The organism is Brasilonema angustatum (assembly GCF_059505445.1).
Genome location: NZ_JCACKO010000021.1, coordinates 1 through 17,674, shown reverse-complemented (window position 1 = coordinate 17,674; position 17,674 = coordinate 1). Strand labels below are relative to the sequence as shown.

The window sequence follows — 17,674 nt, the reverse complement described above, 5'->3', positions numbered from 1 at the left end:
AACTTTGCTTATTGAGATTGGCAACAAAATTTAAGACACCGCCAAATGACCCACATCAGATGGACTGAGGTGAGAGTGTACAACATCACCGTCACGAAACCAAACAACACGCTGTGTTTGACGAGCAACTTCTGGCTCATGGGTTACCATCACAACAGTGATGCCACTGGCATTGAGCTCACCAAAGATATCCAATACTTCTTGGGTTGTGCGCGTGTCCGGAGTTATCCTCCAATGCTATGCCGTCCGTTCCATCCCCATGACCAGAAAAATGTACAACTTGTGGAGAGTGATCTAACAGTGCGCGGCGTAAATCGTCAATCCTCACAGCCAATCGGGGAATGAGTTCAAATTCTTCCCTGTGTCTGGAACGCTCCAAGGCAGATTGGATTTCCCGTACTTCCTCGTCTAGTGGGACTTAAACATTTTTTCGGCAGAAATAAGCCCTAAACCCATGCAGGACAAGGGAAATACACCAAAGGCTCAAAAATGCCTGAAACCCAGATATATCAAGAAACTAGGCTTAACGATGTCTAAGTCCCACTAGACGAAGCTTACTTGTATTGACAGGATTGGCGGATAAAATCAGAATTTTCTTCATACTTCTAACCGTAGAAGAGCAAGCGTTTGTAGTGTCACAGAGAATGGCGATTGTATAGAAATAGTAGTTATACAAATCTACAAATGCAAAAAATTAAATTTCAGATAAATAAATATTATCAATATCAGGCTAATACCAAAGTCGAAGAGGACTACAAGGAAGTAAGCGGGATTACAACAAATCTAACAACCTACCTAAAAAAAAGCTAGCTGTCATTTAGCCTCATAAATCATACACCGCTATACTTTTGAGCCAAAACGTTGACCATTAGCCTCAAAGTATTAATTTCTCGTGGTTGTGAGCGGCGTCATCATAAACTTTGGGTATTTTCCCAATTTTGGGTCAAATGTTGGTAAAATTTCCTAAAAAGTGTCTGCTTTTTGATAAGTTAGTTTGAGGTTATTGGTATATCGTTTAGCAGCATGTCTAAAATCAACCTCGAAACCTTTGACTTAACGCAACTTCCAACCATAGAAGATGGTGATTTTGAATTCAAGTCAAGCGGTACTTCACACAAGGAACTCAAAAAGAAACTAAGCTGCGCAGTATCAGGCTTTGCGAATTCTGGAGGTGGGTGCTTTGTTGCTGGTGTTGACGGTAATGGCAATGCGGATAACGGGTTGTCTTTGAAAATTGGGAGGCAGGATTTACGTGATTGGGTTGATCAAATAATCAGTCAAGTGGAGCCAGTTCCCAGGTATGACCTCAAGCTAATACAAGATCCATCTGGTAGGGGAACAATCCAAACTGATTCAGCAGTTCTGCTAGTTGTGATTCATGAGAGTTATTCTGGACCACACATGGCTCCAGATAACCACTACTACATCCGAGCAGGTGCCCATACAGTTCCAGCTAAACATTTTATTGTTGATGCTATTTGGGCTAAGCGGCACTTTTCAAAACCGCGACTGACTCATCTATTTCGACTTAAACCAGAAAAAGAACAAGCTATTCAACTTGGTATTCTTGCTCTTACCGAAGCTCCAGCAGTCGATATCAAGATTACAATTTCACCTGTACCTCAGATGATGAAGAATTATGAAAAGCTTTTTCCGTTAAAACTACCCCTCATTGATCGACACAACCCTTTCTTCTTTGATGTAACAACTTTTTTTCAAGCAGAAGAGCGATTTGGAAAAGGTATTCATCTTGAAGTAGAATACTACGATCTTTTTGCAAATCGTTACATCTATCAAACACCAATTGAAGTTGTTGGCTCGCTTCCACCAATTACTATTGGAAACGATAATCCTGAGAAAATGGTACGGATACTCGAAAAAATCGAGAAGACGCTTTCAGAGTTAAGAGTTTCACGCGAGAGTGTCGTTAAACCCAGCCTTCTATTACCTAAACAATCAGACAGCGTGCTCTCATCTGTTGAAAAGTTAATTCCAGAGCTTCTAGCAGATATGAAAAATGATCTGCATGAGTATCCGTTTATCCGTGAATTTGTCATTCTAAGTGATAAATGGGTTTACAATTCAGATCCTAATAACATAGTTCTCACGTACTATTTTGAAAATCACTCTCATTTGAGAAACAAATTACGAATTTTAGAGAATTACGGACTGGTTTACGAAATTACTTATAATGATGTTGCTCGCTTTGTTATTTCAGAAGAGCTTGCTACATATTTGACAAGCGACAGCCAACTAGAGTAAGTGAACATTTCTCGGTTTGCGGTTGCAGCATAATAAGTCGCTGCACCTGATTTTTCCCATTAAGTCTTTTTTGCAAGCTGCCAACCCTCACTCTTGTCGTGCAATTTTAACCAGCCCCGCCACAGCACTTGAATGCCAATTGGAGTATTACGTCGATGTTGCAAGTAACCGCCTAAACGAACGGTAGTTTCCATAGCCCAACCAGGCGTAATGCAAGAGTTGCTGCCATAGCGTGTCAACTTGGTCAAAAGTATTGATAGAATTAGCTTTCAGCCATTAATCGTTCTCTTCTAAATTACAGATGCGATCACCTGTCGGATCGCATTCACCAATCTTGGCGTAGACCCACAGTGCCAAATAACACTTTGTGTCGTCTATGATGACGATTGAGCCTGTGTATTGTCACCATCAGCTTTTCCCTCTTCGGGTTAGGTGCAGGGGCGAAAAGGTCGAATGCCGTTCCGAGGCTTGTACCAAATCTATAAGAATTACTCCCGCCTTCTAGTACTGATATCCCTGTCAGAATCCCCGTCCACTGCTTCATTAGTGAACTCAATTCTTCCGCCGATGCACTTCTTCATACCTACATTACCAACCTTGTTAGCGATATCTGCGTTATGGGAACTATCTAACAAACATTCGTTTTTTTTTACTTATTTTTTTACTTAAGAGATTGCAAATAATCTTGGCTCAAACCGATGATTGCAGGTTGGTTGCAAATAATCCTGGCTCAGTTGCATTTAATCCTGGCTGAAACACAATTATAGTTGCAAATAATCCTGGCTGGAAACAACGATGATTGCAGGTTTAAGCGATTAGTATTGCAGATCGCTACACCTACCTACTTAAGAAGTAGAAAAATGTGACGGTAAATGAAACAGAAACCTTAAGTACATTTTAATAATAAATAACCACTAATATCCAGTAATATTACATAGAAAATAGTAAAAAGCCGCAAGATGCAGATGTCAAGCATCATCCCGTATGCGATAAGCCGGAAACTTGACGCTTCACGTATCGCCAACTTCAATTTCAAAGTTTGAATTTGCTTTGATAGCAAGAGATATGAGAAAAAGGGCGTGAAATATCGAATCAAAATGAAGCAAGAACAATGCTTGCCCACGCCCAAGAGTTAGTCTACACCCTCAAACAATTTCTTTCCGGAATCATTATATTCGGGGCTGTAGTCATTAAGATGAAGATTAATTCAAGTCTTCTATCAAGTTAAATTTCAGGAGAGTTAACTTATGATGACTATGGATAAACCAGAAGTCAAGCAGATGAAAAAGTTTGTTATTCGTGAGGCCGAAACTCTAAAAACAACAAGAGCATCATATTACGGTGCTTGTAGTTGTAAGCCTGTTAGTATTTAATTGGAATAACGAATGACTTAAAATTGAAAATATAATCTGCAAAGCTATATATTTCTATGGCTTAACAGTTATTTTCAATTCGGATTTTGAATTGATGGTTCTTGCCATTTGATATATAAAATCGCTACTTAAACAGTAGCGGTTTTCATCAATTTTTTAAGGATAATACATAATGGGATGCACAAGCGATTCTCTTGTTGCGGTTTACCCCTTTACCAGACAGATAGACGGTGAAGAAGTCGTCATCGGACATATAGAAACAGATACTTTTTTAGTATTACCATTTGATGCTGTAGAAATACTAGATTATTTGGCATTGGGAAAGACGGTTGGCGAGACTCAATTAATCTATCAAGAAAAGTACGGTGAGCTTCCCGATATTGAAGATTTACTACATGTTCTTGAAAACAAAGGATTTGTAAAAATTTTGCTTCAATCTGAGGCAAATTATAATGTTTTAACGTCTACATTAAAAACCTCAGCACAACATACTGCAAAAGTACGTTACAACTTTACGAATTTCCCACAATCGTTTGCTCAAAGATTATTCAGTCGTCCTGTTTTAATCGGTTGCTATATTCTACTTGCTTTAACCTTTATTGCTGTCTTTACAGATCTTACACTTATTCCTAGTTGGGAAGCTTATTATTTTCCTGACAATACGACATTGATGATAGTAACATTAGTTGTTCTGGACTGCGTAACACTATTTTTACATGAAATGGCTCACTTAGTTGCAGCCCGCGCCCTTGGTGTTTCTTGTCGTATGGGTATTAGCAACCGCATGTGGATGTTAGTTGCAGAAACAGACATGACTGGTATTTGGAGTGTAAACAGAGAGCAGCGCTATCTTCCATTTTTAGCCGGACCACTTCTAGATTTAGTATCTGCTGCCATTCTCATACTTGTATTTTTTGCTCATAAACACGGGTGGATCACTATGTCTCCAGTGATTTATCAACTAAGTCGTGCGCTGTTATTAAACTACTTATTGGGTTTGTTATGGCAGTGTTATTTCTTTATGCGTACAGATTTTTATTACGTGATTGCTAATTTCTTACACTGTAAAAACTTGATGAAAGATACGGAGGTGTTTGTCCGTAATCAAATTAGCCGAGTGATTCGTAGAGTACGTCGAATAGACCAATCCCATATTCCTGCAAAAGAAAGGTTGGTAATTCGTTTATATGCAGTTTTATGGTTATTAGGACGAACTATTGCGCTTGCCTCCTTAATTTTCATTACACTGCCTTTAATGTGGCACTATTACAGAAAACTTATTACCGTTCTGAGCACTGGTTTTTTCGCTAATCCTTATGCATTTGTTGACGCACTCTTACTAATATCACTTGCCTGCGTACCTCAGTTAATTGGTTTTGCACTTTGGATTAGTAGTTTTCATAAAAAAAATAGCTGAAATTATATGGTTTCAAGTATTGATTCAACTAGTATATCCCAATATTTGCTTTCAAAAGTTAGTCATGTAATAGTATTGGAAGCAGCAAAAGGTCAACGCCGTTATAATTACTTACAAAAACTTCTTGGAGAAGTTCATAATATTGGAACTAAGGCTTGGTTGTTGAATTGCGATAAGACTATGGAAGGTCCTTGGGCTGGCTTAAAGGATTTATTGACCGATATACTTCCTCAAGTTAAAGTACAAGCACCGGATTTAATTGTTCAGTATGATTATGAACTAACTAGAGTTTTACCAGCATTACGACGCCTTATATCTGTGCGCTATCCCAGCTTAACAGATATCGCCATCGAAAAAGAGCAAATTCGTAATTATCCCGCAGACCGAGCATTTCGGATTATTCATGGCATTATCGATTTTCTTACTGCTTGGTTTGAGCGTTGTCAAATTCCAAACTTGACTATTATTTGTGATAACTATGATTTTTCTGGTGGTTTAATAAGAATATTTTTTGCTGAATTAATGCGACGTCGCTCGCAAAAGTTGAATTTGAATTTGATAATTGCAGTTTCGGAAGAACTTAGCAATACAGTAACTATAAAAGATGTTATTGGTAAGTTTAATCAAGATTATTTGCAGTATGTAAGTCTCAATTTATCCAAGAAAAATACTTTAGAGACTTCTGTGCAATCTCTACAGAAAATAGCAGATCTTGCTGTTGAACTCGAAGAACATTTAAAGGATGACTTGATTGAACAGGAAATTCATTTGCCGCGATTAATTCAGTATTTACTCAATAGTGACCAACCTTTTAAAGCATTAAAGTATCAAATTAAAGCTGCTGCAATTTATAATAGGAAAGGTTTTTATGAAGATGGGCTAGCTTCTGCTTTAGATGCATTAGAACAGTTAAAACGCTATTGTCCTCAAGACATTGATAAACGCTGGTTAATTGATTCAATGTTATACACTAGCTACGTTGCTTTAGATAAACCTCTAGAAGCTTTTGAGGTGATGGAACAAGCCATGCACCGAATAAATAATCCCGAAGACTTATTTAGCGGCTGTTTTATGATGGCAATGTTGTATATTCGTGAGTTAGAAGAAAAGGATATCACCAAAGCCGAATCATATTTAGAGCGAGGTTTACAAGAATTGTCTCGTTGCGATCTATCGCCAGAATTAAAACTTTTTCAGACAACTTTCAACCGCAATGGTTTGGCACTTATTCGCTACCGTCAAGGCAGGCATCAAGAAGCTATCGAACTTTGCCAGTGGTGCTACGAGCAAGTTAATACTTTTATCAAACCAGAGCAACATCTCCTTTATCGCTCGGTTTTACTTTTTAACATTGCTCAAGTTTATGATTTTACTGGCAATTATACAGAAGCGATTAATTACTTTAGTGCTACAATAGCAATTGACCCAAATTACTCGGAATACTACAATTTACGCGGAAACTTATATTTCAAGATGGGTCAAAAAGAAAATGCCCTATCTGACTACTTAAAAGCCATTGAATTAAGCGCACCTTATCCAGAAGTTTGGGCAAACGTTGGACAATGCTATCGACATTTAGGTGAACCTCAAAAAGCAGTTGATGCTTATTCTAATAGTCTAGATTTACAGCCTCATCAATTCTCAGTATTAGTAGCACGTGCCCAAGTATTAGAAATCCTAGGTGAAGTGAAGAAATCGCTAGCAGATTATAGTGCTGCACTAAAAATTGATAGCAATCAGCCATTTGTTTTTGCAAATCGTGCGGTTCTCCATTACGAGGCTGGACGTTATCAAGATGCTCTGAATGATTTAAATCAAGCGATTGCACTATCACCAGAAACTGCCGACTTATATCAAAATCGAGCAATTGCTTTTACTGCTTTAGCAAGAGACTCGGAAGCAAAACAAGACTTGGAGACTTATTTGCAAAAGAGTATATCTACTCAGTAGCAGTACGATAAAATTATGGGAGTAATACATAGTAATGATAAAAATGCCGTTTACGTTGTGCCAGTTGCGTAAGTCCTGTTACCAACTTGGCGTCATAAGTTGGTATTACAGGTTCATTTTTTTACCCTTACAGCTACTGACTTACACTTAATCGAGCGTGCCATTCGTCTTTGGGATGATTAATGTTTAGAACCTCTGCTGAATTGTTGCTTATCTCCCCTGAAATTTTTCGCTCTCCTTTTTAGGGCAAGGTCATCAAGCCGATCGTAATCGTTCGATGTCTCGCATCGGTGGCGCACCGAATAGGCGGGAATATTCCCGGCTGAATTGTGAGGGACTTTCGTACCCAACCTGGTAGGCAGCAGAGGTTGCATCACAATCTTCCGTCAGCATCAGGCGACGGGCTTCTAACAGTCTTAACTGCTTTTGATATTGAAGTGGACTCATCGAGGTCACTTGCTTGAAGTGCTGATGAAACGACGAAGTAGACATCCTTACCTGCTTTGCTAAGTCCTCAACTCGCATCGGCTGAGTAAACTTAGACTTGAGCCGTTTGATAGCTGAAGCAATCCGCTGCATACTGCTGCCAGATGTAGCAATTTGACGCACGGCTTCACTTTGTTCCCCGATCAGCAGACGGTAGTAGAGTTCCCGAATCATCATCGGTGCTAGCATGGAAATATCCTGTGGCGTATCTAAAAGCTTTGTGAGGCGAAGGGCACACTCAAGCAACGTCGCATCAGCGTTGCTCACAAATAAGCCTCGGACAGAGTTCTCTTTCTTCGCTGAACTAAAATTCATTTGACCAGCCATTTCACAAAGTTGCATTGGGTCTAGAGTCAGCTTTAATCCTAAATACGGCTGATCGGTTGTCGCCTCAACAATACACCCACCGATGGGGAGATCAACTGAGACAACAAGACATTGCCCGATCTCATAGGGATACGTTTCCTCTCCCAGTATTATATTTTTCTTGCCTTGAACGAGAATGGCCAGACGCGGTTCATAATCCTGGTAAATGACGGCAGATGACGCATTTGATCGCGAAAGGCTCAATGGTGCGATCGCAGTTGGATAGACAAGGTTGCCATTGGGTTCGGTGTGCCGCGCCACTAATGCCGCCAGCGCTTGGCACTGATCTGCAACTACCTCAGAATTGGGGATAACGAAAGTCATGGTAAAGCCTCGACTCATTCAATGCCCTACACGATTATAGAATGTCTTCAAGCGATTTCTGCTGGAGAATTAGGCAAGGATCAAAGAGTTTTAGGCATTGGAAACGCTGGATCGAATGAATAGGATGAAAGCATGGAGAGCGAGACCTTAAAGAGTCCGAAGAACGATGCCGCATTGCTTTCCTAAAACGATTAAAAACTTCTTGGAGGAAATGGCAATTCGTCCAAACAAACTTTGTCACGAGGTCTTACACGGAAAAAAATGGGGAGGGTTTATACGATACGCGTGTTGTCCCCTCGATTAATCAAGGGGCTTGGAACCCTCCCCATTTTTTAGGGGACAAATGCGTCAGCAGTTTTACGCCTGCGAACCTCTCAATAACAACTCAAGCAATGAACAGGAGAACCTAATTTATGCAAAATACTCCCCAACAAATGAAAGCTATGGCTGTGGACGAGTTCGGCCATGCTGACAAGCTAACCTTGCACACCTTACCCGTGCCTACGGTAGACGCGGGCGAAGTTTTGATTCGCATCGAGATTGCCGGAGTTGGTATCTGGGACGCAATGGAGCGTGAAGGTAAGCTGGTGTATAACTCAGTCCACTTTCCGCGTGTGTTGGGCGGCGAATGTGCAGGCACGATTGTTGCCATCGGCGATGGCGTTGAGCGGTTTGCGGTTGGCGACCGCGTTTACGCCCAGAGCTTCATGAACGACAAGGGCGGTAGCTATGCAGAATATGTCGTCGTCTCTGAAGAAACGGTCGCGCCGATGCCCAAAGGTCTCGATATTGTGATGGCGGGCGGGCTACCCATTGCGGGTATAACGGCGCTCAGTAATTTGAATGCGCTGGAGACAGGCAGCCAAACCAAATTAATGCTGTGGGGCGCGAGCGGTGGTGTCGGTCACGTCGCGCTTCAACTGGCTAAGCGCATGGGTGCGAGCGTTTTCGCGATCGCATCGGGCGCAGACGGCGTAGCGTTGGCTAAGCAATTGGGTGCCGATGAAGCAGTGGACGGACACAGCGACGACATTGTGCAACGTGCCCGCGCTTTTGCACCCGACGGCTTCGATGCGGCGCTGGTGCTGGTGAGCGGCGACGAGGTTCAATCCACGCTCTCGTTGGTGCGTCAGGGCGGAATTATCGCCTTTCCTAATGGCGTGATGCCCGAACCCAAAGCGCCCGATGGTGTGGAACTCAAGAAGGCAAATGGCTTCGCCGACCCGATATTGTTAGACAAACTTAACCGATTGATCGGTATCGGTGAGTTGAAAGTTCACATCGCGCAGACGTTTGCGCTCGAAGAGGCGGCACAAGCGCAGGATGCCATGAAACAGCACTATCTGGGCAAAATCGTGTTGCGCGTGAGCGGTGAATAAGCGCTGATTGAATTTCCAACTTTTACAACAACTTTACTCTCAACAAATTCTGACATTCTTTATTTTGACATCTTTGCAGGAAAAATACCTATGAATCTCACGGACAACACCATCTTGATCACTGGCGGCACAAGCGGCATCGGTCGTGCGCTTGCCGAGGCGTTCTATCAACGTGGTAATCAAGTCATCATCGCAGGTCGCCGTCAACATCTCCTCGAAGAAATCACCGCCGCTCACTCCGGTATGCACGGGATTCAACTTGACGTTCAAGACCCGGCGGACATCGAAGCCTTTGCGTCCCGCATTCGAGAGCAGTTCCCTAAACTCAATGTTGTGATCAACAATGCCGGAATCTCTAAAACCGAAGACCTCACCTCAGACTCGATCAATTTCTCCGTGATGCAGTCTATGATTCAGACTAACATTGTCGGTGTGCTTCACCTCACTGCGGCACTCCTCCCGACTCTCAAACAGCAGCCGCATTCAACGATTATCACCACCACCTCTGGCTTGGCTTTCGTTCCCATCAGTCCATATCCGACTTATTGCGCGAGCAAGGCTTTTCTACACTCTTGGTTGCAGTCACTGCGCGTTCAGCTTCAGAAAACCTCCGTGGAGGTTCTTGAACTTGCCCCACCCTATGTACAGACTGAGCTTGGCGGGGCTAGTCAGGCGACTGATCCTGCCGCAATGCCACTGACTGACTATATTGCTGAAGTGATGCAGATTCTCAGCACTCCCAACCCACCCCACGGCGAAATCCTTGTTAATCGTGTCAAAGCACATCGATTTGCTGAAAGGAACGGTGACTATGAGCAAATATTCGCTAGCCGCAACGAACAATGACAAGCGATAGGAATCTATCGATCAGCAGGAGAGGGCTTCTTAAGCCGAAGGCTTAAGCTTCGCTTATCGCACGCAGCACATTGAGAAATGGACTCTCGAAAAAGATTCGTTAAATCACTAAAAAATTCTTGGAGAAAGTAGCAATATGTCTCTTGCAACGAACCTTGGCGGCAGTTTTACGCTGCCGAACACCTCACTCCCCTTGAAGCGCATCGGCTATGGTGCCATGCAACTCGCAGGTCCGAATGTAATGGGTGCGCCGCGAGATGTAGATGCAGCCGTTGCTGTTTTGCGCGAAGCGATCGCACTTGGCATTAATCACATCGATACGAGCGACTTCTACGGACCTCACATCACGAATCAGATTATTCGACAAGCACTGCATCCCTACCCCGAAGATTTGGTGATTGTCACCAAGGTGGGAGCGCGTCGTCCTGAAGATGGATCATGGGTGCCCGCCATGTCGCGGCAGGAGCTGACCGATGCCGTTCACGATAACCTGCGTAACCTCGGACTCGATGCGATTGATGTCGTCAATCTCCGCTTGATGGGTGATGGTCACGGAACATCGGAAGGTTCTCTCGCCGAGCCGCTGACGATCTTAGCCGACCTGAAACAGCAGGGATTAATTCGTCACCTCGGTTTGAGCAATGTTACGCCGACACAGTTAGCCGAGGCGCAAACGATCGCGGAGATTGTCTGTGTGCAGAACCAGTACAACGTAGCACACCGGGAAGATGACGCTTTCATTGACGACCTCACCCAACAGGGAATCGCTTACGTGCCGTTCTTTCCCCTCGGCGGGTTCACACCGCTACAATCCTCGGTACTTGAAAGCACCGCCAAGTCTTTAAACGCAACACCGATGCAAGTAGCGCTGGCATGGTTGCTTCAGCGCTCCCCCAATATCTTGCTGATTCCCGGCACGTCATCAATTGAGCATTTACGTCAGAATGTCAAAGCTGCGGCGCTGCAACTTCCGCAGCAAACAGTGGCTGACCTGAACGCGCTCGCGGCAAAACCGCTGGCAAATCGCTTGAGTTAGTATTTTGAGCTTTGACACAAACTGCTTGAGTGGGACACGTTCCCTCGAAACTTCTCGTCCTCTGAGTCCGCATCTGTAAACTTCAGGATTATTTGGCACTAATTCTTAACGCGATAAATGGCATCTTTAACAATGAAAAAGCATTCATATCTTTCAAGAAAAGTGCCAAATAATTCTAAAAGAATAGTGCCATTTAATTTTGAAATTTACAGAATAAGGGATTTCAGGCGTGGTCTTTGGTCAGCGCTAGATACCCCATTTTTGATAGGGGGTTATTGCAAAAGTTGTTAAATGTAATTTCTTAACTTTGTAATTAATTACATTACAATCAACTTACAAAAGTATGCACAGAAAATGACCAAAGACACATGAAAGCCCAAAGACTTTATGCATAAAAAATGACATTCCTTATCAGTAAAAAACCTCAGATAAGCGTGACAACACCAAATTGAAGTAATACCAATTCAAAAAATGTTTGCGACAGATGCCCCACCCGCCCTTGTGAAAGGGTTGGGGAGGGATCTTTTCTATGTGTTGCATTCTTTTTTCAAATTGGTATAAACTTCAGGATTATTTGATACTAATTTTAGCGCGATAAATGGCATCTTTAACAATGAAAAAGCATTCATACCTTTCAATAAAAGTGCCAAATAATTCTAAAAGAACAGCACCATTTAATTTTGAAATTTACAGGACGCAGCGAACCAGACCGCAAAGGCGTACCTCAAAGTAATTGCGGCCAATCAGTGAGCTATCTATCAGGCATTGCAGTTTACCCCGCATTGAGAGCCTTTATTTTACGGTCTTCCTTACTCAACAAAAGCTTGCCAAGTTTTATCCCCAACAACCCCATCTACATTTAAATGTGAGTTCTTTTGGAACTGGCGAACAACAGAATCTGTGGTATCACCAAAAATCCCATCAACATGAAGTTGGAGAGTTGGGTTTGTGCTTGTTCCATAGCCTTTAATCCGCAGAAAGGTCTGTAAAAGAGCTACCGTAGAACCAGTGGCTCCTTTTTGCAGAACTGGTAAGCTAGCATCCGCCATAATAAATACTCCTTAATAACGTTGATTAGAAGTCAAGACAAATGGTATTGAAGTAAAGTTCAGCGGGTCAAGTTTCTCCCAGCGCACTTTACAGAAATTTGATTCCTAGGAATTATACATTTACTGCTAACACTATTCCGGTAATCGTTTAATTTTATTTGATAGCTCAAATCGGGGTGCGTAGCTCCTTAAACATTCTCACAAACGCTAGTTTTGAGATTATACTGTGACCTTCTTGATAGACAGAATAAGCGTCATAGGTTGCGTAGGCGAAGGAGAAAACCCGTAATGCTCATAGAATTGCTTGGCTTCTTCTGATATGGCATGTACTACTATTCCACGGATGCCTACTATCTCTGCCGCTTGCACGGTACGAAGCACCGCATCCTGCAATAATGCCGCACCCAACCCAAGTCCTTTCCATGAGATATCTACTCCAAGCCTTCCAAGAATAGCTACGGGTATGGGGTCGGGCATATTTCGTCTTACAGGCGATGGCGCGTGTTCGAGCGCCAATGCGCCGGAGGAAAGGCAATAATAAGCAATCACTTTCTGCCCATCGGTGACAACATAGGTACGTGACGCATTGTTTTTTTGATTGGCAACGGCGCGACGTTTTAACCAATCATTCAGACTGGCAACTCCGCAATCAAAGTCATCCAGCAGATGAGTATCCGTAAGAGGTACAGGGGCTTGAGGGGTCATTCAGTCCACGGCTTTTTAACATTCATCAAGCGCTCAAACCCTTCATTGTGGGGCGGGTTATCCAGAACATTCAGAAAATACTGATAGGTTTCTTCATCCACCCGCAGGAAGGTCTGGTCAAGCAGCGTATCCTCTGCAGCTCGTCGCGCAGCATCAATCATGAAATCTGAACGTGATTTGCTTTGCGCTTTCGCTGCCCGGTCAATAAGTGTCCGTACATCCTCACGGATGCGTAAATTGACGGCGCGAGTGGGAATATCAGGGCTGCTATAGGGTTCCATAATCTTCTCCTTGAGTCTGTACTCTAGCATCAAACTGCCAGATACACAATGTGTATCTTGATTATAGTATTACCAATATTACCCATTCTCACAAATGGTCGTTTGTGAGAATGTCTGTGTCGCCCTCTTGCCTTAACGCTTTCTTGCGGGTTCCATATTCTTGTAAACTTCAGGATTATTTGGCACTAATTCTTAGCGTGATAAATAGCATCTTTAACAATAAAAAACATTCACATCTTTCAATAAAAGTGCCAAATAATTCTAAAAATAGTGCTATTTCATTTTGAAATTTACACTCACGTCATTGAGGAATATGAACGTAAATGATGAACGGGGTGTGGGGTGCTCTTTGTGGGGTGTAGGGGAAGAACAATTAGACCGAGAACAGGGTGTAGGGGATAGGGTGTGGGGTGTAGGGGAAGAAAGATAAATCGTGTTTTTGTTGCACTCTATCCCCGGAGCACCTTGGTGTCAGAGCCACCAATTATCCCTACACCCCACACCCCACACCCCACACCCAGCGCGAAGCGCCGTGACTCGGTTTCAGACCCCGCCCAATTAAGAACGCCTCACTAAAGGGCGAGGCTTTAAACCCTAATGCTCTTAGGGCAAGGGGGTAGGGATATAAAAAACTTGTCTCTCCCTACACCCTACACCCTCTGAGCTTTGCTCGGTAACAATAAAGGTTCTCATCCAATAATAAATGCTTGGCACAGCCCTGAAACCAAGCCAGAAAGCCAATCTCATTCGTACTTTTCCTCCTGTGACAGCTATGTGCCTGTCAGCCCTTTTATGAAGGCTCAGTTTTTTCAGATAAAATACAGTTTACTGTATTAACAGTATACTAGTTAAACTGTTATACAGTTTGCTAGTAAGAAAGTAAACTGTATTGAAAGTTTACTACATTGCTGGTATACCTTAATGCTAGCAATCCAGTTTACTTCTAATAAAGGTTACTAGTTATATGACTATCGTTTCGTTTATCAACCAAAAAGGGGGGTGCGGGAAGTCCACAACCACCTGTCATTTTGCGTTCTGGCTTCATCAGAAGGGGAAAGAAGTCGCCGTCATTGATTCGGATGCTCAACAGTCCGTATCTCGTTGGCTTTCAGGAATGGACAGTGCGATTCAGTGTCTGGTCATGCAAGATCCTGATCAGTTGATGGAGGATATTCCCAAAGTAGCGGCTAACTTCGAGTATGTGTTGATTGATGGGTCAGCAGGTATCACGGAAGCGACTCGCTGTATTCTGCTTCGCTCAGATGTGGTTGTTATCCCTATACAACCAACTGGCTTAGATTTAAGCAGTGCTGGTGATGCCATTCGCCTGGTCAAGCAAGCGCAATCAGTTAGGAATGGTTCACCCAGGTTTCATATTCTCCTCAATCGAGTTGTCCGAGGAACACGACTGTACAGTGAAGCACTACAGTTCTTACAGGACAAGCGGATGCTAAAAACAGTTATTCCACAACGGCAAGCGATCGCAGACTGCTTTGGTCAAAAAGCCGTTGTCTGGACACTTCCCCCAAATGAGGCGGTCAAAGAAGCTGGTAAAGAATTTGATGCCCTTTGTCAAGAGATGCTGGAGACAATTACGCCATGACAGCAAGAAAACAAAGAAAGCCTTTATCTGAGACGCTTGGCAACGAAAATGACATATCACCGGAAATGGAGGCTTTTAGGAAAGGAGTTTCCCCCGCCCCTCCCGTTCATGAGGAAGTTGTAGAGGAGAATAAGTCACCCAAACAGAAAACCCGCAAGCTGGTTATTGAACTAGAGCCAGAACTGTATGATGCTTTTGCAGCAGCGTGTTTCCACAAGAAATTAAAGATGGCGAAGGTGGTTCGTGCCTGGATTAGTGAGTTCACGAATGAATAACTAGTTTACCGTTTTACTAGTCTACTGTTTTACAAGTTTACTAGTAAACTTGCTCACTGTATTGATTCAGCTTCATTTGTGATACTTTTGCGGCAGCATGTTTCTACAAGATTAAAGATGGTGAAGGTGATTCGTGCCTAAATTATAGAGTTTACTAATGAATCTCTAGTTGACAGGTTTACTTGTTTACTGTTTTGCCAGTTTACTAGTAAACTGTATTGCTGTATTAATTGAAGTATCCTTTGAATTCGATGAAAAAAGAGTTTTAACAACAAGAGTGAAAGTGAACACTTCCTGATCTCCAAAGAAATCCAATTGCTTTTTAACACCATTCGCGTATGCTAAAGAATATTTTTAAAGGCATTTACGTGGGGATTTGATGTTTGGTGTTGATAGTTTTCGCGTTTGTCTCAAAACTCCTCAAGTTACAAAGCCATTTTTTAGCATAAAGTTCACGCCTGATGACCAGGGAGTTAGACTGCCTTTGTTTGGTGAAAGCGTACAAGCAGGTTTTCCCAGTCCGGCGGACGATTGGCTTGAGGATTCAATAGACCTCAACCAACATTTAGTGAAAAATCCAGCCGCAACGTTTCTCATGCGGATTGCAGGGGATTCGATGAAAGATGCCGGCATCTTACACGGCGATGTAGTCGCAGTTGACCGCAGTTTGGAAGCGAAACCTGGGCGGATTGTGGTTGCATCTGTTGGGGGCGAATTCACCATCAAGCGGCTGTCTCGGTTACGGGGAAAACTGTGGTTAATGCCGGAAAACCCCGATTATCAGCCGATTGAAATTACTGATGACCTGGAAGTGGTCACGGTGGGTGTGGTGGTAAGCGTCCTCCGCCAACTATAACAAACAGGGTGTAGGGGGTAGGGTGTAGGGTGTAGGAACCAATTGGATCGGTGCAGCACCCAACCCTCTTGTTGACACCCCCATTGACAGTGGGGTTTTAAACCTCCATAGCTGGGTGGGTTGTACAAAGCATGAATCTTTCACCACACCCCACACCCCACACCCCACACCCAGGAGCGAAGCGAGATAACTTATGTTCGCCCTAGTTGATTGCAACAGCTTCTACGCAAGCTGTGAGCAGGCGTTTAACCCGGCTTTGCAGGGTAAGCCGGTTGTTGTCCTATCTAATAATGATGGCTGTGTGATTGCCAGATCACCTGAAGCAAAAGCCCTTGGCATTGGGATGGCTGAACCATATTATAAGATGATACCGTTCTGCCAGAAGCACAAGGTCGCGGTGTTTTCCTCAAATTACGAACTTTACGGCGATATGTCCGGGCGGGTGATGAATGTTCTCGCAAACCTGACAACGGCGCTTGAGGTTTATTCTATTGATGAAGCGTTTCTTGATTTGTCGGGATTTGACTTATTGGGCTTCGACCGTCACGCGCTCGAAATTGCACAAACTGTTAAAAAACATACAGGTATCCCGGTATCGGTTGGGGTGGCACCAACGAAAACTCTTGCTAAAGTTGCCAACGAATACGCCAAGAAGCATATGAAGCACGGGGTCTTCGTCCTACGTGGTGCATGTACCATTGATGAACATCTGAAAATAACGCCTGTGGGTGATGTTTGGGGGATTGGTCATCGAACTGAACACAAGCTGAAACTGTTGGGTATTAATACTGCCTGGGACTTCGCCCAGATGGATGTTCGCCTTGTCCGCCAGCAATTCGGGATAGTTTATGAGCGTACCTTGCGCGAGTTGCAGGGAAATCCCTGCTTGTCTCTTGAAGATATGCAGCCAAAGAAGAATATTTGCTCATCGCGGTCGTTTAGTCGTCCTGTAACTGCCCTTAGTGAACTCGAAGAAGCGGTGGCACTGTATATGAGTCGCGCCGCTGAGAAACTTCGCGCCCAAGGCAGTTATGCACTCGGTATAATGGTGTTCATTCATACCAATAGATTTCGCGTTAAAGAACCGCAATATAGCGCGGTGAAGGTGGTTGAGTTGTCAAACCCCAGCAACGATACGTCAGCACTGATTGCCGCCGCTAAAACCGCGCTACAGCGGGGATTTCGGCAAGGTTTCCAGTATCAGAAAGCAGGGGTAGTTCTGCTCGACTTGGTGCAGGCTGATGAACGTCAATTTGACCTGTTCGCCCCTTCGCCTGATAATCGGCGAGAAAAGCTGATGGCAGTAATGGACAAGCTCAATCGCAATTACGGACGACATCAAGTGTTTTTCGGCACGGTCGGACTGAAGCAGGATTGGCAAATGCGGTGTGATAGGCGATCGTGTGATTTGAAACAAAAAATGAGATTTTAACTCATGATATGCTTTAAAAATGAGT

At 43.4% G+C, this 17,674-nt stretch carries 18 protein-coding genes and 1 pseudogene; 11 read left to right on the top strand and 8 right to left on the bottom strand.

Features of this window, described 5'->3' with window-relative positions; genetic code table 11:
* Positions 1-30: 30 nt before the first annotated feature.
* Positions 31-219, bottom strand: a pseudogene (locus AC5JM2_RS05370) (ABC transporter ATP-binding protein); the annotation flags it as partial.
* The gene (locus AC5JM2_RS05365) at positions 179-379 is read right to left on the bottom strand and encodes a hypothetical protein (RefSeq protein WP_495833876.1); all 201 of its coding nucleotides are present in this window, start codon (positions 377-379) and stop codon (positions 179-181) included. The gene AC5JM2_RS05365 and the pseudogene AC5JM2_RS05370, both read right to left, overlap by 41 nt.
* A gap of 644 nt (positions 380-1,023) precedes the next feature.
* On the opposite strand from AC5JM2_RS05365, the gene AC5JM2_RS05360 reads away from it, so the two are divergent.
* The gene (locus tag AC5JM2_RS05360) at positions 1,024-2,262 is read left to right on the top strand and encodes an ATP-binding protein (RefSeq protein ID WP_495833875.1); all 1,239 of its coding nucleotides are present in this window, start codon (positions 1,024-1,026) and stop codon (positions 2,260-2,262) included.
* A 59-nt stretch (positions 2,263-2,321) separates the two neighbouring features.
* On the opposite strand, the gene AC5JM2_RS05355 is transcribed toward AC5JM2_RS05360, so the two are convergent.
* Positions 2,322-2,510 (bottom strand): hypothetical protein, encoded by a 189-nt coding sequence (locus tag AC5JM2_RS05355; RefSeq protein ID WP_495833911.1) that lies wholly within the window; start codon positions 2,508-2,510, stop codon positions 2,322-2,324.
* 77 nt (positions 2,511-2,587) lie between these two features.
* Positions 2,588-2,806, bottom strand: coding sequence for a hypothetical protein (locus tag AC5JM2_RS05350; RefSeq protein WP_495833874.1), 219 nt, complete (start codon positions 2,804-2,806; stop codon positions 2,588-2,590).
* Positions 2,807-3,509: 703 nt separating this feature from the next.
* Here AC5JM2_RS05350 and AC5JM2_RS05345 point away from each other — a divergent pair.
* The 3 genes from AC5JM2_RS05345 to AC5JM2_RS05335 all read left to right on the top strand — a co-directional run bounded on the left by AC5JM2_RS05345 (position 3,510) and on the right by AC5JM2_RS05335 (position 7,002).
* Positions 3,510-3,635 (top strand): hypothetical protein, encoded by a 126-nt coding sequence (locus tag AC5JM2_RS05345; protein WP_495833873.1) that lies wholly within the window; start codon positions 3,510-3,512, stop codon positions 3,633-3,635.
* A 172-nt stretch (positions 3,636-3,807) separates the two neighbouring features.
* A complete protein-coding gene (locus AC5JM2_RS05340) occupies positions 3,808-5,052 on the top strand; it encodes a hypothetical protein (protein WP_495833872.1) in 1,245 nt (414 codons plus the stop codon).
* A 6-nt stretch (positions 5,053-5,058) separates the two neighbouring features.
* Entirely contained in the window at positions 5,059-7,002 is a 1,944-nt protein-coding gene (locus AC5JM2_RS05335) for a tetratricopeptide repeat protein (protein WP_495833871.1), read from the top strand.
* Between the two features lie 255 nt (positions 7,003-7,257).
* On the opposite strand, the gene AC5JM2_RS05330 is transcribed toward AC5JM2_RS05335, so the two are convergent.
* On the bottom strand, positions 7,258-8,178 hold the full coding sequence (locus tag AC5JM2_RS05330) for an AraC family transcriptional regulator (protein ID WP_495833870.1): 921 nt from the start codon (positions 8,176-8,178) through the stop codon (positions 7,258-7,260).
* A gap of 413 nt (positions 8,179-8,591) precedes the next feature.
* On the opposite strand from AC5JM2_RS05330, the gene AC5JM2_RS05325 reads away from it, so the two are divergent.
* The 3 genes from AC5JM2_RS05325 to AC5JM2_RS05315 all read left to right on the top strand — a co-directional run bounded on the left by AC5JM2_RS05325 (position 8,592) and on the right by AC5JM2_RS05315 (position 11,448).
* Positions 8,592-9,557, top strand: a complete 966-nt coding sequence (locus AC5JM2_RS05325) for a quinone oxidoreductase family protein (RefSeq protein WP_495833869.1) — start codon at positions 8,592-8,594, stop codon at positions 9,555-9,557.
* Positions 9,558-9,647: 90 nt separating this feature from the next.
* Entirely contained in the window at positions 9,648-10,403 is a 756-nt protein-coding gene (locus AC5JM2_RS05320) for an SDR family oxidoreductase (RefSeq protein ID WP_495833868.1), read from the top strand.
* Positions 10,404-10,548: 145 nt separating this feature from the next.
* Positions 10,549-11,448, top strand: a complete 900-nt coding sequence (locus tag AC5JM2_RS05315) for an aldo/keto reductase family oxidoreductase (RefSeq protein WP_495833867.1) — start codon at positions 10,549-10,551, stop codon at positions 11,446-11,448.
* Positions 11,449-12,257: 809 nt separating this feature from the next.
* Here the strand turns inward: AC5JM2_RS05315 and AC5JM2_RS05310 are convergent.
* The 3 genes from AC5JM2_RS05310 to AC5JM2_RS05300 all read right to left on the bottom strand — a co-directional run bounded on the left by AC5JM2_RS05310 (position 12,258) and on the right by AC5JM2_RS05300 (position 13,483).
* Positions 12,258-12,497 (bottom strand): peptidoglycan-binding domain-containing protein, encoded by a 240-nt coding sequence (locus AC5JM2_RS05310; RefSeq protein ID WP_495833866.1) that lies wholly within the window; start codon positions 12,495-12,497, stop codon positions 12,258-12,260.
* A 219-nt stretch (positions 12,498-12,716) separates the two neighbouring features.
* Positions 12,717-13,202 carry a GNAT family N-acetyltransferase gene (locus AC5JM2_RS05305; RefSeq protein WP_495833865.1) on the bottom strand — a complete coding sequence of 162 codons (486 nt, stop codon included), beginning with the start codon at positions 13,200-13,202 and terminating at the stop codon, positions 12,717-12,719.
* Complete coding sequence (locus tag AC5JM2_RS05300; RefSeq protein WP_495833864.1) at positions 13,199-13,483, bottom strand: type II toxin-antitoxin system TacA family antitoxin; 285 nt, start codon at positions 13,481-13,483, stop codon at positions 13,199-13,201. Before AC5JM2_RS05300 ends, AC5JM2_RS05305 begins: the two co-directional genes overlap by 4 nt.
* A 964-nt stretch (positions 13,484-14,447) precedes the next feature.
* On the opposite strand from AC5JM2_RS05300, the gene AC5JM2_RS05295 reads away from it, so the two are divergent.
* From AC5JM2_RS05295 to AC5JM2_RS05280, 4 genes are all read left to right on the top strand, one after another.
* Positions 14,448-15,086 (top strand): nucleotide-binding protein, encoded by a 639-nt coding sequence (locus AC5JM2_RS05295; RefSeq protein ID WP_495833863.1) that lies wholly within the window; start codon positions 14,448-14,450, stop codon positions 15,084-15,086.
* The gene (locus AC5JM2_RS05290; protein ID WP_495833862.1) at positions 15,083-15,361 is read left to right on the top strand and encodes a hypothetical protein; all 279 of its coding nucleotides are present in this window, start codon (positions 15,083-15,085) and stop codon (positions 15,359-15,361) included. The genes AC5JM2_RS05295 and AC5JM2_RS05290 overlap by 4 nt, the downstream gene beginning before the upstream one ends.
* A 379-nt stretch (positions 15,362-15,740) precedes the next feature.
* Positions 15,741-16,217 carry a LexA family protein gene (locus AC5JM2_RS05285; protein ID WP_495833861.1) on the top strand — a complete coding sequence of 159 codons (477 nt, stop codon included), beginning with the start codon at positions 15,741-15,743 and terminating at the stop codon, positions 16,215-16,217.
* Between the two features lie 193 nt (positions 16,218-16,410).
* Positions 16,411-17,649, top strand: coding sequence for a Y-family DNA polymerase (locus AC5JM2_RS05280; RefSeq protein WP_495833860.1), 1,239 nt, complete (start codon positions 16,411-16,413; stop codon positions 17,647-17,649).
* The last annotated feature ends 25 nt before the right edge of the window (positions 17,650-17,674 follow it).

Excerpts from the sequence above, each read along its gene's own strand:
- AC5JM2_RS05360 (WP_495833875.1), top strand. The coding sequence starts at position 1,024 with ATGTCTAAAATCAACCTCGAAACCTTTGACTTAACGCAACTTCCAACC.
- AC5JM2_RS05350 (WP_495833874.1), bottom strand. The coding sequence starts at position 2,806 with ATGAAGCAGTGGACGGGGATTCTGACAGGGATATCAGTACTAGAAGGC.
- AC5JM2_RS05345 (WP_495833873.1), top strand. The coding sequence starts at position 3,510 with ATGATGACTATGGATAAACCAGAAGTCAAGCAGATGAAAAAGTTTGTT.
- AC5JM2_RS05340 (WP_495833872.1), top strand. The coding sequence starts at position 3,808 with ATGGGATGCACAAGCGATTCTCTTGTTGCGGTTTACCCCTTTACCAGA.
- AC5JM2_RS05335 (WP_495833871.1), top strand. The coding sequence starts at position 5,059 with ATGGTTTCAAGTATTGATTCAACTAGTATATCCCAATATTTGCTTTCA.
- AC5JM2_RS05330 (WP_495833870.1), bottom strand. The coding sequence starts at position 8,178 with ATGACTTTCGTTATCCCCAATTCTGAGGTAGTTGCAGATCAGTGCCAA.
- AC5JM2_RS05325 (WP_495833869.1), top strand. The coding sequence starts at position 8,592 with ATGCAAAATACTCCCCAACAAATGAAAGCTATGGCTGTGGACGAGTTC.
- AC5JM2_RS05320 (WP_495833868.1), top strand. The coding sequence starts at position 9,648 with ATGAATCTCACGGACAACACCATCTTGATCACTGGCGGCACAAGCGGC.
- AC5JM2_RS05315 (WP_495833867.1), top strand. The coding sequence starts at position 10,549 with ATGTCTCTTGCAACGAACCTTGGCGGCAGTTTTACGCTGCCGAACACC.
- AC5JM2_RS05310 (WP_495833866.1), bottom strand. The coding sequence starts at position 12,497 with ATGGCGGATGCTAGCTTACCAGTTCTGCAAAAAGGAGCCACTGGTTCT.
- AC5JM2_RS05305 (WP_495833865.1), bottom strand. The coding sequence starts at position 13,202 with ATGACCCCTCAAGCCCCTGTACCTCTTACGGATACTCATCTGCTGGAT.
- AC5JM2_RS05300 (WP_495833864.1), bottom strand. The coding sequence starts at position 13,483 with ATGGAACCCTATAGCAGCCCTGATATTCCCACTCGCGCCGTCAATTTA.
- AC5JM2_RS05295 (WP_495833863.1), top strand. The coding sequence starts at position 14,448 with ATGACTATCGTTTCGTTTATCAACCAAAAAGGGGGGTGCGGGAAGTCC.
- AC5JM2_RS05290 (WP_495833862.1), top strand. The coding sequence starts at position 15,083 with ATGACAGCAAGAAAACAAAGAAAGCCTTTATCTGAGACGCTTGGCAAC.
- AC5JM2_RS05285 (WP_495833861.1), top strand. The coding sequence starts at position 15,741 with ATGTTTGGTGTTGATAGTTTTCGCGTTTGTCTCAAAACTCCTCAAGTT.
- AC5JM2_RS05280 (WP_495833860.1), top strand. The coding sequence starts at position 16,411 with ATGTTCGCCCTAGTTGATTGCAACAGCTTCTACGCAAGCTGTGAGCAG.